We start from the raw sequence: 14,763 nt of genomic DNA, 5'->3' as shown, positions 1-14,763 counted from the left end.
AGGAGTGGGTTCGGATGGCAGCATCGCCCGGCATCGCGGTCTCCCTGGAGGGGATCACGAAGCACTACCCCGGGGTGGTCGCCCTCGACGGCGTCACGCTCGCTCTCGATCCGGGCGAGGTGCACGCGATCGTCGGCGAGAACGGCGCGGGCAAGTCGACGCTCATCAAGGTCCTCGCCGGCGCCGTCGAGCCGACCGGCGGTGCGATCGTCGTCGACGGGGTGTCGTTCGACCGACTGACCCCGACGCTCGCGCAGGAGCTCGGGATCGCGGTGATCTACCAGGAGTTCACGCTCGTCCCCACGCTCGACGCCGCCGAGAACGTGTTCCTCGGGCACTATCTCCGACGCGGCCCCGTGCTCGACCGCCGCCGGATGCACGCGCGCACCGCGGAGCTGTTCGCCCGGCTCGGCGTCGACATCGACCCGCGCACGCCCGTCGCCGAGCTGACGACCGGATACCAGCAGATCGTCGAGATCGCCAAGGCCCTCTCACGCGACGCCCGGCTGCTCATCATGGACGAGCCGTCCGCGCCCCTCACCTCGGCCGAGGTCGACGCGATGTACCGCGTCGTCGACGCCCTGCGAGCGGAGGGCATCACCATCGTCTACATCTCGCACCGCATGGAGGAGATCTTCCGGCTGTCCGACCGGGTCACGACCCTGCGCGACGGGCGGCACGTCGCCACCCAGCGCACGAGCGACACGAGCCGCGCCCAGCTCATCAGCCTCATGGTGGGCCGCGAGCTCACGGAGGGGTACCCGGAGCGTCTGTCTGCGCCAGGCGAGGTGACCCTTCGGGTCTCGGGCCTGACGGGAAACGGCGTGCGCGACATCTCGTTCGACGCCCGCTCCGGCGAGATCCTCGGGTTCGCGGGCCTCATCGGCGCCGGCCGCACGGAGCTCATGGAGATGCTCTTCGGGGCGGCGTCGATCGACGAGGGAACGGTCGAGCTCCACGGTCGGTCGGTGGTCTCGCGCTCGCCGATCCAGGCGATCGGCAATCGCGTCGCGCTCGTCCCGGAGGACCGCAAGCGACACGGGCTCGTGCTCGAGTTCTCGATCCTCCACAACATCTCGCTCCCGCTGCTGCCGCGCCTCTCCCGAGCCACCGTCGTGTCCCGCCGCGAGGAGCGCCGGCTCGCCGAGGTCTACATGAGGGACCTGCGCATCAAGGCGCCGTCGGGAGCCGAGATCGTCGGCAACCTGTCGGGCGGAAACCAGCAGAAGGTGGTGCTCGCGAAGTGGCTGGCCACCAAGCCGGAGGTGCTCATCTTCGACGAGCCCACCCGCGGCATCGACGTGGGCGCGCGGGCCGAGATCTACGCGATCATGAACCGCCTCGCGGCGGACGGCAAGACCGTCCTCATGATCTCGTCCGACATGGAGGAGCTCATCGGCATGTCCGATCGCATCGTCGTCCTCCGCGAAGGCGTCCAACAGGGGACGCTGCTGAAGCAAGAGATCACCCAGGAGGCAGTGATGGCCCTGGCTGCGCAAGGAGACACCGAATGAAGTCCGCACTCGTCCCCCGCCTGAAGGAGCTGGGGATCCTCCTCGTCTTCGTCGTCCTCGTCATCGGGTTCAGCCTGGCGACGCCCAACTTCCTCGATCCCGCGAACATCTTCAACATCGCCCGTCAGGTGGCGACGCTGGGCATCTGCGCCGTGGGGTTCTCCTTCGTGCTCATCACGGGCGGCATCGACCTCTCGATCGGCTACCAGATCTCCCTTAACGTCGTCGTGACGGGGATGCTCATGTCGCAGCTCGGCGTGCCCTGGTACGTCGCGTGCCTCGCGGCGCTCGTCCTCGGCACGCTGATCGGCATCGTGAACGGCCTCATCATCACGTTCACGGGGGTCGCGCCGCTCATCGTGACGCTGTCGATGATGATGATCCTGAACGGCGCGAGCTACCTGCTCTCGGGCGGCCTGCCGATCTTCGGCTTCCCCGCGGAGTTCTCGCTCCTCGGCCAGGGCGCTGTCGCCGGCATCCCCGTGTCGCTGTTCTTCCTGGTCGCCGTGTGGGGGATCGGCCTGTTCATCCTCAACAAGACCTACGTCGGCCGGTACTTCTACGCGATCGGCAACAACGTCGAGGCGGCCCGGCTCTCGGGCGTGAACACCCGGCGCACGATCGTGTTCGTCTACGCGCTCTGCGGGTTCTTCACGGCGATCGGGGCGGTGCTGCTGCTCTCGCGCCTGAACTCGGCGCAGTCCGCGACCGGCGCCGGTTTCGAGTTCACCGTCCTCACCGCATGCGTGCTCGGCGGCATCAGCGTCATGGGCGGCCGCGGAAGCCTGTTCGGCGCCTTCGTGGGCGTGCTCATCGTCGGCGTCCTCGACAACGGGCTCGTGCTTCTCAACGTCAGCGAGTACGTGCAGCTCGTCATCAAGGGCTGCATCCTGCTCGCCGCCGTCATCTACGACGCGATGTCGAAGAACTCCCGCGGGCGCCGCAAGCAGATCGGGGGCGTCCCGCTCTCCGTGCCCGCGACCGCCGCCTGAGTCCGAACCCCTCCACCCGACTCCTCCACCTGACCCCGGAGACGCCGTCTCCGCAGACATCCGGACGTCCTCGCCGAAGAGGGCGGGACCCGTGCGTCCGCTGACGAAAGGAAACCCCATGAAGAAGCTCGGCATGTTCGCCGCGACCACGGCGGTCGCAGCGCTCGCGCTGTCCGGCTGCACCACCGTCCCCGACGCAGGGCCGTCCGCAGGAGGGGGCGCCGCGGGAGACGACACCGTCGGCATCACCTTCTCCGACCTCAGCAATCCGGTCTGGGCCGAGCTCGTGCAGGAGGCGCAGTCGTACGGCGCCGAGCAGGGCCTGTCGGTGACGTACGTCGATGCGAAGAACGACGCTGCCGCGCAGGTCACGCAGATCGAGAACTTCATCCAGCAGGGCGTGTCCACGATCATCGTGTGCGCGGTCGATGCGAACGCGCTCGTCGATGTCACGGCCCGGGCGCAGGAGGCCGGCATCAAGGTCGTCGGGTACACGCAGGTGCTGGAGAACTACGACGCCCAGTACCTCGTGGACGCCTACAACACCGGCTACGCGAACGGCGAGGCGGCAGCGGAATGGATCAACGCGAACTTCGACGCCGACGAGACCGTTGAATGGGCGCTCATGGACCTGCCCCGGTTCCCCGAGATCATCGACCGCGCGAACGGCATCAAGGACGCCATCGCCGAGCTCGCACCGAACGCCGAGCTCGTGGCGACCGCGCCCGCGCTCACCGCGGAAGACGGCGTCGCGAACGCCGAGAACTTCCTCCAGGCGAACCCCGACCTCAAGGTCATCGCGACGATCGGCGGGGGAGGAGCCGTCGGCGGAAACGAGGGAGTGAAGTCGGCGGGGATCACCGACTACGACGCGTTCGGGCTGTTCGGCATCGACGCGACGGAGAACGAGGTGCAGAACATCATCGACGGCGACCCCGAGAAGTCGACCATCAGCCTCGGCGGCGGGCGCGCGCACGGACGCACGCTCATCGACATCACGGCCGACCTGCTGGCGGGCGAGGACGTCGAGGCCGACCAGTACATGCCCATCGAGGTCATCGACGCGTCCAACGCGCAGGAGTACTACGACGAGGTGTTCGGCGGCTGACGCCCCGGCCCGCCCGTTACACGAGGAGATCGCATGACCACCGTGCTCGCCGCAGGCGACCGCTTCATCCGCCCCGACCTGTTCCGCGCCCGCGTGTGGGCAGAAGCCGGCGATCTCGTCGGCGCGGTCCACGAGATCGAGCTGCCATGGCCCGACGTGCCGTTCGGCCGGATCGGCGACGTCGACGAGGCCTCGGGCGACGAGGAGACGCTCATCGCCGCGCTCGACGGATGCCAGGCGATCGTGACGCAGCTCGCGCCGATCACCGATCGCGTCCTCGCGGCGAGCCCGGAGCTGCGCTTCGTCGGAGTGTCGCGCGGAGGGCCCGCGAACATCGATCTCGCGGCCGCGGAGCGGCACGGCGTGCTCGTATGCAACGTGCCGGGACGCAACGGCGTCGCGACTGCCGAGATGAGCCTCGGACTGCTGCTCGCGATGCTGCGCCGGATCCCCCTCACCCAGCGCACGCTCGAGGACGGACGCTGGGAGGGCGGGTTCTACCGCCACGACCGCGTCGGCACGGAGGTCGCCGGATCCGCGGTCGGCATCCTGGGCGCCGGAGCGGTCGGGGCGCGCGTCGCGACCGCCGTCGTCGCCATGGGAGGGCGGGTGCTCGTCTACGACCCCTACCTCCCCGATGGCGTCCTCCCGGACGCCGAGCGCGTCGACGACGTCGACGACCTCTTCCGGCGCTCGGACATCCTCACCGTGCACGCTCGTCTCAACGCGGACACGGCCGGGGTCGTCTCTGCCGAGCGCATCGCGCTCATGCCGCGCGGCGCGCACCTCGTCAACGCCGCCCGCGGGGGTCTCGTGGACTACGCGGCCGTGGCCGCGGCGCTCGAGAGCGGCCAGCTCGCGGGCGCGGCGTTCGACGTTTTCCCGACGGAGCCGGTCGACTTCGGCCATCCGATCTTCGCGGCCGCCGCAGCGGGGCACAATGTCGTCATGACGCCGCACATCGCGGGAGCGAGCACGCAGACGGCCGAGCGGGCGGCCCAGGGCGTCGCGGAGGAGCTGGGACGCTTCCTGCGCGGTGAGCCCGTGCAGCACGCGCTCACCGCGGTCGGGGCGACGAGCCTCTGATGCGGCTGCTCCTCGGGATCGATGTCGGGACGACGTCGGTCAAGGTCGTCGCCACCGACGCCGCGGGACGCCTCGTCCGGGAAGGGGCGCTGCGGTACCCCACGACCACGGATGCGGAAGGCGGCGCCGAGCAGGACGCGGGGGAGTGGTGGCGCGCGCTGCGGGAGATCGCCCCGCGCGTCGTCGGCGGCGACGAGGTGAGCGCCGTCGCCGTGACCTCGCAGGCGCCGACCCTGGTGCCCGTCGCGGCGGACGGCGTCGACGTGGGCCCTGCGCTCACGTGGCTCGACAGACGCGCGCAGTCCGACGCGGCGACGGTCGCGGCGCTCGCCGCGGGGCGCAACGGCGCCGACGCGTTCTTCGGCACCGCCAAGCTCCCGTGGCTGCGTCGCGAGCGCCCGGGCGTCGCGCACGCGGCGCACCGCGTCGTGTCGGCGAACGGGTACATCGTCGCGCGGCTGAGCGGCGCGATCGCACTCGACGACAGCTCGGCGTCGCTCATGCAGGGCTTCGACGAGGCCTCGTCCTCGTTCCCCGAGCGGCTCGCCGAGGTGGCAGGCGGCCTCCTCCCGGAGATCGTGCCGTCGACCGCCGTGGTGGGGACGGTCGGTGCCGGGGCCGCGGCGGCGACGGGGATCACGGAGGGAGCGGCCGTCGTCGCCGGCGCGATCGACGCCGTCGGGTCGGCGCTCGAAGCCGGCGTGCTCGCGCCCGGCGGGCCGCTCATCGAGATGACGGGCTTCTCGAGCGTGTCGATGCTCGCGGTGCCGACGGGGACGACGGTGCCCGGGTTCATCCACGCCCGTCACTGCGTGCCCGGCACGGATCTCCTCATCGCGGCGCAGGTGACGGCCGGGGCGACGGTCGACTGGGTGAACTCGCTCGACCAGGCGGCGGATCTCCGTGAGGACCCTCGGCTCGCGGCGCGGCCGCGGCCATCCCGTCTGACGTTCGCGACGTCGCTCGCGGGCGAACGCACCCCGACATGGAACCCGAGGGCACGGGGGATCGTCGACGGCATCGACCTCGCGGCCGACGGCGTGGAGCTCATGCTCGCCGCGTTGGAGGGGAACGCCCTCGCGCTCGCGGGCGACGTCGACGCGTTCGGCGCGCACGGCTATCCCGTGACCGGGGTGCTCGCGACGGGCGGGGGTGCGCGATCCGACCTGTGGCTGCAGATCAAGGCCGACGCGCTCGGCGTGCCGGTGCATCGCGCGGAGCGCGGACACGGTGCGGCGCAGGGCGCGTCGTACCTCGCGGGCGCCGGGGTCGGCGCCTACCGGATCGAGGACGTCGTGTCGGGTGCCGGCATCGAGCGGACGTTCGTCCCCGACGCCGACCGGCACGCCGGCTACCGGCGGAAGCTCGCGTGGGCGGCGCGCCTGGCGGAGCTCAACGCGGAGCGCTGAGGCCGGCGGCGCGGCTGCCGGCCGCGCCGCGATTCGGATGGCCGGGGCCGGTGCGCGCGTGTCGACCGCAGGAGCCGCCATCCGCCCCTCCGGTCCGAATCTCGGTACGGATGCCGACCGGGCCGGCCGGGCCGACCGTGCCGGCCGTGCCGCGAGCGGCGGGAGGGCACGGCGTGTGCCCTCCCGCCGTGCGTCGTCAGAGCCGGGCGATGCGCGCCGCGAACGTGTCGAGCGTCGCGGTCGCGCCGGGCTTTTCCGGGCGGTTGAGATGTCCGTGCGTCGTGCCCGGTTCGAGCGACACCTCGATGTCGGCGCCCGCGGAGCGGAGCGTCTGCGCGAACGCCTCGCCCGACACGCGCAGCTCGTCGACCTCGCTGTTCACCATGACGACGGGCGGGAAGCCCCGCAGCTCGTCGGCCGTCGCGAGACCGGGCACGGCCGCGGTCGGGGCGGCGTCGACCGGACCGCCGAGGTAGTTCTCGTACATCCACGAGACGACGGCAGGCGAGAACTGGTCGCGCAGCCCCGCGTCGTCGAGCAGCGCGGCGAGCTCCGCGGGCGTCTCGGGCTGCACCGCGTGCAGCGTCGGGTACGCCAGCACGAGGAGCGCGGGGAGGTCCCCGCCCTCCTTCACCGCGCGGACGACGGCGCCCGTCGCGAGATTCGCGCCCGCGCTCGCCCCGCCCAGCGCGACCTTCGCCGGATCCGCGCCGAGGGATGCCGCCCGCTCCTGCGTCCACGCGAGCGCGTGCGCCACCTCCTCCGATGCGACGGGGAACCGCACGCCCTCGCGCGGCTCGTCGACGGGCCACCGGGGGCCGTCCGCCGCCGGAGCGAGCGCGTAGTCCACCGAGACGACGGGGATGCCCCGCTCGGCGAGACCGCGCGCGACGGCGTCGGCCTCCGGCATGTCGAGGTCGCCGAACGCGAACGCGCCGCCGTGCGCCCACACGAGGGCCGCGCCGGAGGGCGCCGCCGCGGGGTAGACGCGGACGCGCAACGGGCCGTGCGGCCCGTCGAGCGTCCGGTCGCCCGCCTCGATCACGCGCCCCAGCCGGCCTGCACGCCTCCGACGCGAGCCGCCTCGATCTCCTCCTGGTAGCCGGAGGCGAGGTAGGCCGCCATCGGGTCGGCGGGGAGGCCGCGGGTCTCGCGCCACTGCGCGAGCGCGGGGCGCACGTCGGTGTAGAACGCGTCCATGAACACGGCGTTCGCGGCGAGCACGTCGCCCGACACCTGCGCGGCGCGCAGGGCCTCCTGGTCGACGAGCAGGGCGCGTGCCGTCATCTCCTGCACGTTGAGCACCGAGCGGATCTGCCCGAGCACCTTGTTCTCGACGTTGTGGCACTGGTCGAGCATGAACGCCACGTCGGGGTTCGCGTATCCGCCGCCGCGGATGACCTCGAAGAGGATGCGGAACAGCTGGAACGGGTCGGCCGCGCCGACGATGAGGTCGTCGTCGGCGTAGAAGCGCGAGTTGAAGTCGAACGAGCCGAGCTTCCCGAGACGCAGCAGCTGCATGACGATGAACTCGATGTTCGTGCCCGGCGCGTGGTGGCCCGTGTCAAGGCAGACCATGGCGCGCTCGCCGAGGGTCGCGACCTGGGCGTACGACGTGCCCCAGTCGGGGACGTCGGTGTGGTAGAACGCCGGCTCGAAGAACTTGTACTCGAGCACGAGGCGCTGCTCGCCCGTGAGGCGCTCGTAGATCTTCCGCAGCGAGTCGTTGAGACGGTCCTGACGGCCGCGCATGTCGGCCTGGCCGGGGTAGTTCGACCCCTCTGCGAGCCAGATCTTGAGGTCGCGCGAGCCCGTGGCGTGCATGACGTCGATGCAGGCGAAGTGGTGGTCGATGGCCTTCTGGCGGATGGCCGCGTCCTCGTGCGTGAGGGCGCCGAACTTGTAGTCGTCGTCCTGGAACGTGTTGGAGTTGATCGTGCCGAGGGCGACTCCGTTGTCCTCCGCGTGCTTGCGGAGGTCGTCGAAGCTGTCGACGAGATCCCACGGGATGTGCAGCGCGACCGAGGGGGCGAGCGCCGTCAGCTTGTTGACCTGCGCGGCGTCGGAGATCTTCTCGAAGGGGTCGCGCGGAGTCCCGGGCGTGGCGAACACCTTGAAGCGGGTGCCGGAGTTTCCGAACGCCCAGGAGGGGAGCTCGATCGCCTGCTGCTCGAGCCGGCCGAGGATCTCGTCGCTCAGGACGGGTGTGGGAGTCGTCATCGACGGGTGCCTTTCGCTTTGAAACGATTTAATGAATCGTTGTCCCCATGCTAGGTACGATGGGGCGCGAGGTCAACCGGGGAGGTGCGATGGCCGTCAGCGTCAAGGACGTCGCGCGGGTCGCCGGCGTCTCGGCCGGCACCGTCTCCAACGCCCTCAACCATCCGGAGCGCGTCGCGGAGGAGACCGTCGAGCGCGTGCGCGCGGCCATCCGCGAGCTCGGCTACGTGCGCAACGACGCGGCGCGCCAGCTCCGCGCTGGGCGCAGCCGCTCGGTCGGGCTCATCGTCCTCGACATGCGCAACCCGTTCTACGCCGACGTCGCGCGCGGCGCCGATGCGCGGGCCGAGCGCGACGGCCTCTCGGTGCTCGTCTCCGACAGCGCGCGCGATCACGGTCGCGAGCGGCGGCTCGTCGATCTCTTCGCCGAGCAGCGCGCGAGCGGCGTCATCGCCACGCCCCTCACCGACGACCTCGCTCCCTTCGAGGCGCTCGCGCGCCACGGCGTCCCCGTCGTCCTCGTCGACCACGAGGGAGACTCGGACGGCCTGTCGACCGTGTCGGTCGACGACAGGAAGGGCGGACGCCTCGCCGTCGAGCGGCTTCTCGCGCGCGGATGCCGGCGGATCGCCTTCGTGGGCGGCCCCCGTGACCTGCGCCAGGTGCGCGACCGCTTCGAGGGTGCCCGCCGCGCCGTCGCGGAGGCGCCGGGCGCGGCGCTCGAGCGCATCGACATCGACGACCTCACGGTGGACCACGGACGGGCGGCGGGCGAGCGGCTGCTGCGGCGCTCCGAGCGCCCCGACGGCCTCTTCGCGGCCAACGACCTCGTCGCCGTCGGGCTGCTGCAGGCGCTCACGATGACGGGCGACGTGCGCGTCCCTGGCGACATCGCCCTCGTCGGCTACGACGACATCGACTTCGCCGCCTCGACCGTCGTGCCGCTGACATCGGTCCGCCAGCCCGCCGAGCTGCTGGGGGCGACGGCCATCGAGCTGCTCGGACGCGCGCCGGGCGAGCACGTGCGATTCGAGCCCGAGGTGATCGGCCGCGCGACGGCGTAGCCGGCGGCGTCAGCGCAGCCGCGCCCAGCCGAACGCCGGAAGCGACCCCGAGAGCCGTCCGCTCGGCGTGTCCACCTCGACATCGCGCGCACGGTCGTCGAGGTTCGCGGCGAGCACGACCGCTCCGCCGCCGACCGCCCACACGAGGCCGTCCGCACTCGCCCCTGAGGCGAGAGCCGCCCCCGCGAGAGCGGCGACCGCGTCGAAGGCGGCGAGCACGGGATAGGGGGATCCGTCCGCAGAGCGGAGCCCGCGCGGCCCCCATTCCTCGAAGAAGCAGACGGAGGCGATGCCCGGAACGGCGAACGCGGCGGCGCTCGCCACGAGCCAGGCGGCGAGCTCAGGCGCCGACTGCCGCGGATCGTCCGCTCCCGTGAACGCCGCTCCGTACCCCTCCCGCAGATCGCCTCGCGACGGCGCCGGCTGCGGAGCCGTCGCGACGTCGTTGAACCGGGGCCGGAGCGTGACGGGCCCGACGTGCACGGGGAGGCCGTCCGCGATGCGCACCGCCTGCTCCGCCGTCAGCCGCTGCATCGCGACGGACTCCACGAGCTGCTCCGTGCCGACGGCATGGAAGAGCGGCGTCGACGCGAACGCGACCCCGTCCGCCGCTCGCGGCAGCTCCGCCTGCTCGCGGTTCAGCTGCGTGAAGTGCGAACGGGCCCCCGCGAGCACCTGGGCGGTCGAGCCCGTGCGGACGAGGGCCGCGCGCAGCGCGTCGACGTGCGCAGGGCGGCTCGTGTGCACGGCGCGCGAGAACGCCGCGATCCGCCTCACGTCGCACCCAACGAGGGCGTCGACGGCCGCGTCGAGCGCGGCCGCCGAGGAGGCCGTCAGCACGTCCGCGTCGTCCTGCGCCAGCACGATCCGTACGTCGAGCGGCCGCCCCGTCTCGCGTGCGAGCGCCGCTCGCCACGATGGGGCGGCGAGGTCCAGCTCGACGAGCACGGTGCGGTCGCGGGGGATGGCGGGTGCCGGGTCCGGCGCCGTCGACGCTCCCGCGAGGATCTCCGGGAAGACGCCGGCGTCGACGAGTGTCACGTGTGCGCCGCGCCTCGGCGCAGGGGAGGGTGCCCCGGCGACCGTGACGGCGATCGACTGCGCGAGCTCCTCGCCCGCGCCGACGCGATACGGGAACGGCAGCGCGAGGGGACGGCTGTACGTCTTGTACGACGCGTCGGTCCAGTTGCGCTGGTCCTCCATCTCGAAGACGTCGCCCGCGAACGCGACCTCGACCCGCATCCCCGCGTCGACCCATCCGAGCGCGGCGATGTCGACGACGGGCTGGTGAGGGCTGATGGCGCGGGGGAACGCGGTCGCCTCGCGTCCGCCGTCCGCGTGCACGACATCGAGTGCCGTGCCCGCGAGATGCGGAGGGTGCAGCACCACCAGCCCCGTGCGGTTGGTGAGCCATTCCGATTCCGCCCTGCCGCGCCATCCGATCTCGAGGCGGCGTCCGTCGGCGCGCACCGTCACGGCACCCGACAGACTCGAGCCGCACCCCTCCGTGTGCACGGCGATGTCGAAGCCGTCGCCGTGTGCCGTGACGCCGTCGACGCGCATCGCGGCCGTCGACCAGTCGCGGTCGCGCGCGACGGCCCGGACGCTGCGGAGCACGACGACCCCCTCATACCGGATGTCGGCGAGCTCGTCGGCGCGGCGCTCGAGCGACCACGCGCCGTGCGTCCACGGGACGCCGTCGCCGGCCCAGGCGTGCGATGCGGTCACAGGCTCGTCATGCCCCCGTCGACCTGGAAGATCGCGCCCGTCGCGAAGGAGCCCTCGTCGCTCGCGAGGTACACCATGATCCCCGCCACGTCGTCGGGCGTGCCGGGGCGGCCGAGCGGGATGCGCCCGACGATGGCCGCGCGCGAGACCGGGTTCTCGCTGATCGCCGAGACGAGCGGCGTCTCGGTGTACGCCGGCTGCACGGTGTTGACGCGGATGCCGCGATCGGCATATGCCGCGGCGACCGTGCGGCCGAGACCGTGGATGCCCGCCTTCGTGGCGCTGTAGGCGGTGAAGTCGCGGCCTTCGCCGTTGACGCCCGTGGGGCTGCCGGTGAGGATGATCGATCCGCCGCCCGTCCGGAGCATCGAGCGCACGGCGTGCTTGACGGTCAGGAACGTGCCGGTCAGGTTGATGTCGACCGTCCTCCGCCAGACGTCGAGGTCGAGGTCTGCGGCGGGCGCGTCCTGTCCGAAGAGCTGCACGCCCGCGTTCGCGACGACGACGTCGGGGGCCCAGCCGTCGGCATCCGCCTCGGCGAACCCCGCGGCGACGGCGGCTTCGTCGGAGATGTCCATCGTGACGGCGCGCGCGTTCGCGCCGAGGGCGGCCGCCGCGGCGGCCGCGCCCTCGCCGTTGCGGTCCGCGAGGATGACGCGCGCGCCCTCGTCGGCGAACCGCGTCGCGACCGCGAGCCCGATGCCGAGGGCGGCCCCCGTGACGAGCGCCGTCTTCCCTGCCAGTCTGGTCATCCGTCGGCCCCTATCGTGCGATCTCGTCGAGGTGCAGCATGCGCGCGAGGTTCCTGTCGAGCTCGTCGTCGCGGAAGATCTTCTTCCAGTCCTCCTTGATGATGCTCTCGCGACCGTAGTCCATCGCGATGAGGCACGCGTCGCTGAAGGGGTTGTCGCCGCGCAGGCCGTTGGCGAGCGCGACCTGCGTGTGGCCGTAGAGGATGCTCCGCGCCGCGGCCTCCGGGACGCCCATGGTGTGGACGGCCTCCTGGAGCGCCTCGTTCAGGAGCGCGCCGATCATGCAGGCGACCGTCTCGACGAGGGTGGGCTCGAGCTGGGCGAGCTGCTTGACGGTGACCCAGTGCACGTCGATCACGGGCGCGTAGATCGCGCGGACGGTGGCTTCGACGACCGCCTTCTTGGCGGGGTCGTCCGACTCGATCGCCGCGATGGCGTCCTGCGGGGCGGCGATGCCTCCGAACGTGTCGGCCCACTGCTCCGGCGTCTCGCGCTGCAGGAAGATCGACGGATGGCAGGGGTGCGCGACCGCCTGGATGATGTCGTCGCGCGTGGTGAGGAGGCCGGCGTAGGCGGCAGCGGGGTCGAGCGTGAGGACGATCGTCCCGGGCGCCAGCTGCGGGACGAGCTCCGCGGTGACGGGGCCGAGGGCGAGGTCGGGGACGGCGAGCACGACGATCTCGGCATCGGCGATCGCGGTCTGCGCATCGGAGAGCTCCCGTCCTGCGGCGCGCACGCGCTCCTGGCCGGCGGGCGAGCTCTCGACGTACCAGACGGTGTGGCCCGTCTTCACGAGGTTGTCGGAGACGCGGGTCCCCATCTTCCCTCCCGCGCCGAACACGGCGATGCGGTAGGCGGTGTCGGTCATGAAGCGCTCCTCAGCGTCTCGATGGCCCGGCGGGTCCATTCCCGCTCGGTCCGGATGGTGGTGGTCGCGTCGCCCTGCCAGGGCAGCCAGTGCTCGACGATCTCGTCGATGCCGCGCTCGCGCGGGTGCACGGTGCGCAGCAGGTGCGGGTAGTCGTGGAGGCCGGCTCCCATGGGGGCGCCGGAGTACGTGAAGCCGACCCAGCCCGGCTGCCGGTCGAATGCGAAGTCCTTCGCATGGACGTTCACGACGTGCGGGGCGGTCAGCTCGATCGCGTCGACGGGCCGCTCGAGCCGCGCGACGACATTGGCAGGGTCGAGGCAGATGCCGAGCGCAGGGCTCGCGATCCGCTGGACGAGCGCCACGAGGTCGGCCGTCGCGATCTGCTCGTACGTCTCGAGGGCGAGGACGACGCCGGCGGCCTCGTACGCGGGGAGGGCGGCCCGCAGCCAGGCCTCCGCCTCTGCGGCGGAGGGTCGTGAGGCGGGGGAGAAGAGCATGCTGCGCACGAGGCGGGCGTCGAAGACGTCCGCGAGGGCGAGGTGGCGCGCGAGCCGCTCCGGCTCGACGCCCTTCGTGCCGAGCTGGATGGCGACGCCCAGATCGCGCGCCGCGGCGGCGGCGTCGTGCACCTCGGCGTCCGTCATCGCCTCGAGCGGGGCGAAGTCGCAGATCTGGAAGAGGTCGACGTCGAGCGCGCGCGTCTCCTCCAGCGCGCCGCGCAGGCTCAGCGGCTCGGGCGAGCGGTCGGAGTGCTGCCAGAAGAAGGCATAGGTGCCGAGGCCGATCACGGACGGCCCGCCGCGAGGGCCGCCGCCTCATGGAGCACGGAGGCGAGGGCGCCGGGGTCGTGGGCGAAGCGGCCGAGGAACAGCCCGTCGACGGCGTCGCCCAGCTCGCTGAGGAGGCCGGGGCCGGCGGCGCCGCCGTAGAGGACGCGGGAACCGCTCCGGGCGGGATCGGCTCGGAGCGCGGCCCGCAGCGCGCCGGCGACGGCTCGCGCGTGCTCGACGGGCGCGGGCCGTGCGGCGCCGATGGCCCACACCGGCTCGTAGGCCACGAGGACCTCGCCCGCCGGCACGTCGTCGAGCGCCGCGCCGAGCTGGTCGACCGCGATGCGGGCTGCCGCCTCCGGGGCCGCGCGCCGGTCCTCCCCGATGCACAGGAGGGGGGTGAGGTCCGCCTCGCGCGCGCGGCGGGCCTTCGCGGCGACGACCGCGTCGGTCTCGCCGTGTCGCCTCCGGCGTTCGGCGTGCCCGATCTCGGCGATCGCGGCCCCGACCTCCGCCAGCTCCGCAGCGGCGATCTCGCCCGTGAAGGCGCCGGCCGGATCGGCCGACAGATCCTGCGCACCGACGCGCACGCGCGTGCCGGCGAACGCGGCCACGGCTGCCGGGATCTGCAGGAAGGTCGGTGTGACGAACAGCTCGACGGCGCCGCCGGCGACGGCCTCATCCGCCCGCACGCGCGCGGCGACGGCGTCGAACCAGGCGCGCGCGCGGGCGTGGGAGAAGTACGTCTTGAGGCTCACGCCGATGACGGGCACGGCCATCAGCAGGAGCCGGTGGACTCGTAGGCGTCGATCACGGCGACCTTCTCGGCCGAGGCGCTCGCCGGATCGAACCGGTAGCCGAGCCACTCGCGGACGAGGCGGCGCGCCAGCTCGATGCCGACGACGCGCTGGCCCATGGTGAGGATCTGCGCGTTGTTGGAGAGGACGCCGCGCTCGACGCTGAAGGAGTCGTGCGCCGTGACCGCGCGGATGCCCGGCACCTTGTTGGCGGCGATGGCGACGCCCAGGCCCGTTCCGCAGATCAGCAGCGCGCGATCCGCGGCACCCGCGGCGACCTGCTCGGCCGCGGCGATCGCGACGCGCGGATAGGCGGTGTGGCCGTCGGCATCGACGCCGACGTCGACGACCGACGCGACGCCAGGGTGCGCGGCGAGGTCGGACTTGAGGATCTCCTTGTAGGCGTATCCGGCGTCGTCGCAGCCGATGACGATGCGCAGCTGGTCGGTCAT

General features: G+C 72.5%; 14 protein-coding genes. 6 read left to right on the top strand and 8 right to left on the bottom strand.

Annotation, left to right across the window (positions count from 1 at the left end; all coding sequences use genetic code 11):
- The first annotated feature begins 14 nt into the window (after positions 1 to 14).
- From ABD998_RS05305 to ABD998_RS05285, 5 genes are all read left to right on the top strand, one after another.
- The gene (locus tag ABD998_RS05305; RefSeq protein WP_345436659.1) at positions 15 to 1,514 is read left to right on the top strand and encodes a sugar ABC transporter ATP-binding protein; all 1,500 of its coding nucleotides are present in this window, start codon (positions 15 to 17) and stop codon (positions 1,512 to 1,514) included.
- Positions 1,511 to 2,506, top strand: a complete 996-nt coding sequence (locus tag ABD998_RS05300; RefSeq protein WP_345436657.1) for an ABC transporter permease — start codon at positions 1,511 to 1,513, stop codon at positions 2,504 to 2,506. The genes ABD998_RS05305 and ABD998_RS05300 overlap by 4 nt, the downstream gene beginning before the upstream one ends.
- Before the next feature lie 118 nt (positions 2,507 to 2,624).
- A complete protein-coding gene (locus ABD998_RS05295) occupies positions 2,625 to 3,614 on the top strand; it encodes a sugar ABC transporter substrate-binding protein (RefSeq protein WP_345436655.1) in 990 nt (329 codons plus the stop codon).
- 33 nt (positions 3,615 to 3,647) lie between these two features.
- Positions 3,648 to 4,700 carry an NAD(P)-dependent oxidoreductase gene (locus ABD998_RS05290; protein WP_345436653.1) on the top strand — a complete coding sequence of 351 codons (1,053 nt, stop codon included), beginning with the start codon at positions 3,648 to 3,650 and terminating at the stop codon, positions 4,698 to 4,700.
- Positions 4,700 to 6,109: a xylulokinase gene (locus ABD998_RS05285; protein ID WP_345436651.1), complete on the top strand. Its 1,410-nt coding sequence runs from the start codon at positions 4,700 to 4,702 to the stop codon at positions 6,107 to 6,109. Before ABD998_RS05290 ends, ABD998_RS05285 begins: the two co-directional genes overlap by 1 nt.
- Positions 6,110 to 6,305: 196 nt before the next feature.
- On the opposite strand, the gene ABD998_RS05280 is transcribed toward ABD998_RS05285, so the two are convergent.
- Positions 6,306 to 7,154 (bottom strand): alpha/beta hydrolase fold domain-containing protein, encoded by an 849-nt coding sequence (locus tag ABD998_RS05280; RefSeq protein ID WP_345436650.1) that lies wholly within the window; start codon positions 7,152 to 7,154, stop codon positions 6,306 to 6,308.
- A complete protein-coding gene (gene rhaI / locus ABD998_RS05275; RefSeq protein WP_345436648.1) occupies positions 7,151 to 8,329 on the bottom strand; it encodes an L-rhamnose isomerase in 1,179 nt (392 codons plus the stop codon). Before rhaI ends, ABD998_RS05280 begins: the two co-directional genes overlap by 4 nt.
- An 89-nt stretch (positions 8,330 to 8,418) precedes the next feature.
- On the opposite strand from rhaI, the gene ABD998_RS05270 reads away from it, so the two are divergent.
- Positions 8,419 to 9,393: a LacI family DNA-binding transcriptional regulator gene (locus ABD998_RS05270; protein ID WP_345436646.1), complete on the top strand. Its 975-nt coding sequence runs from the start codon at positions 8,419 to 8,421 to the stop codon at positions 9,391 to 9,393.
- A gap of 9 nt (positions 9,394 to 9,402) precedes the next feature.
- On the opposite strand, the gene ABD998_RS05265 is transcribed toward ABD998_RS05270, so the two are convergent.
- Genes ABD998_RS05265 through ABD998_RS05240 form a run of 6 tightly spaced genes read right to left on the bottom strand, consistent with a single transcriptional unit; the run spans position 9,403 to position 14,763 of the window.
- Positions 9,403 to 11,121, bottom strand: coding sequence for a hypothetical protein (locus ABD998_RS05265; RefSeq protein WP_345436644.1), 1,719 nt, complete (start codon positions 11,119 to 11,121; stop codon positions 9,403 to 9,405).
- The gene (locus ABD998_RS05260; protein ID WP_345436642.1) at positions 11,118 to 11,873 is read right to left on the bottom strand and encodes an SDR family NAD(P)-dependent oxidoreductase; all 756 of its coding nucleotides are present in this window, start codon (positions 11,871 to 11,873) and stop codon (positions 11,118 to 11,120) included. The genes ABD998_RS05265 and ABD998_RS05260 overlap by 4 nt, the downstream gene beginning before the upstream one ends.
- Before the next feature lie 10 nt (positions 11,874 to 11,883).
- On the bottom strand, positions 11,884 to 12,741 hold the full coding sequence (locus ABD998_RS05255) for a phosphogluconate dehydrogenase C-terminal domain-containing protein (RefSeq protein ID WP_345436641.1): 858 nt from the start codon (positions 12,739 to 12,741) through the stop codon (positions 11,884 to 11,886).
- Positions 12,738 to 13,532, bottom strand: coding sequence for a sugar phosphate isomerase/epimerase family protein (locus ABD998_RS05250; protein WP_345436639.1), 795 nt, complete (start codon positions 13,530 to 13,532; stop codon positions 12,738 to 12,740). The genes ABD998_RS05255 and ABD998_RS05250 overlap by 4 nt, the downstream gene beginning before the upstream one ends.
- The gene (locus ABD998_RS05245; RefSeq protein ID WP_345436637.1) at positions 13,529 to 14,293 is read right to left on the bottom strand and encodes a triose-phosphate isomerase family protein; all 765 of its coding nucleotides are present in this window, start codon (positions 14,291 to 14,293) and stop codon (positions 13,529 to 13,531) included. The genes ABD998_RS05250 and ABD998_RS05245 overlap by 4 nt, the downstream gene beginning before the upstream one ends.
- Complete coding sequence (locus ABD998_RS05240; RefSeq protein WP_345436634.1) at positions 14,293 to 14,763, bottom strand: ribose-5-phosphate isomerase; 471 nt, start codon at positions 14,761 to 14,763, stop codon at positions 14,293 to 14,295. The genes ABD998_RS05245 and ABD998_RS05240 overlap by 1 nt, the downstream gene beginning before the upstream one ends.

Origin of the sequence: Microbacterium gilvum, assembly GCF_039543865.1 — a bacterium.
GTDB lineage: Bacteria > Actinomycetota > Actinomycetes > Actinomycetales > Microbacteriaceae > Microbacterium > Microbacterium gilvum.
Note: the sequence above shows the minus strand (reverse complement) of the source record. Positions and strands in the feature narration are given on the sequence as shown.

Bases quoted from the DNA above. Each gene is read 5' to 3' on its own strand.
- ABD998_RS05255 (WP_345436641.1), bottom strand. From the start codon at position 12,741: ATGACCGACACCGCCTACCGCATCGCCGTGTTCGGCGCGGGAGGGAAG.
- ABD998_RS05270 (WP_345436646.1), top strand. From the start codon at position 8,419: ATGGCCGTCAGCGTCAAGGACGTCGCGCGGGTCGCCGGCGTCTCGGCC.
- ABD998_RS05295 (WP_345436655.1), top strand. From the start codon at position 2,625: ATGAAGAAGCTCGGCATGTTCGCCGCGACCACGGCGGTCGCAGCGCTC.
- ABD998_RS05285 (WP_345436651.1), top strand. From the start codon at position 4,700: ATGCGGCTGCTCCTCGGGATCGATGTCGGGACGACGTCGGTCAAGGTC.
- ABD998_RS05290 (WP_345436653.1), top strand. From the start codon at position 3,648: ATGACCACCGTGCTCGCCGCAGGCGACCGCTTCATCCGCCCCGACCTG.
- ABD998_RS05305 (WP_345436659.1), top strand. From the start codon at position 15: ATGGCAGCATCGCCCGGCATCGCGGTCTCCCTGGAGGGGATCACGAAG.
- rhaI (WP_345436648.1), bottom strand. From the start codon at position 8,329: ATGACGACTCCCACACCCGTCCTGAGCGACGAGATCCTCGGCCGGCTC.
- ABD998_RS05245 (WP_345436637.1), bottom strand. From the start codon at position 14,293: ATGGCCGTGCCCGTCATCGGCGTGAGCCTCAAGACGTACTTCTCCCAC.
- ABD998_RS05240 (WP_345436634.1), bottom strand. From the start codon at position 14,763: ATGACCGACCAGCTGCGCATCGTCATCGGCTGCGACGACGCCGGATAC.
- ABD998_RS05300 (WP_345436657.1), top strand. From the start codon at position 1,511: ATGAAGTCCGCACTCGTCCCCCGCCTGAAGGAGCTGGGGATCCTCCTC.
- ABD998_RS05260 (WP_345436642.1), bottom strand. From the start codon at position 11,873: ATGACCAGACTGGCAGGGAAGACGGCGCTCGTCACGGGGGCCGCCCTC.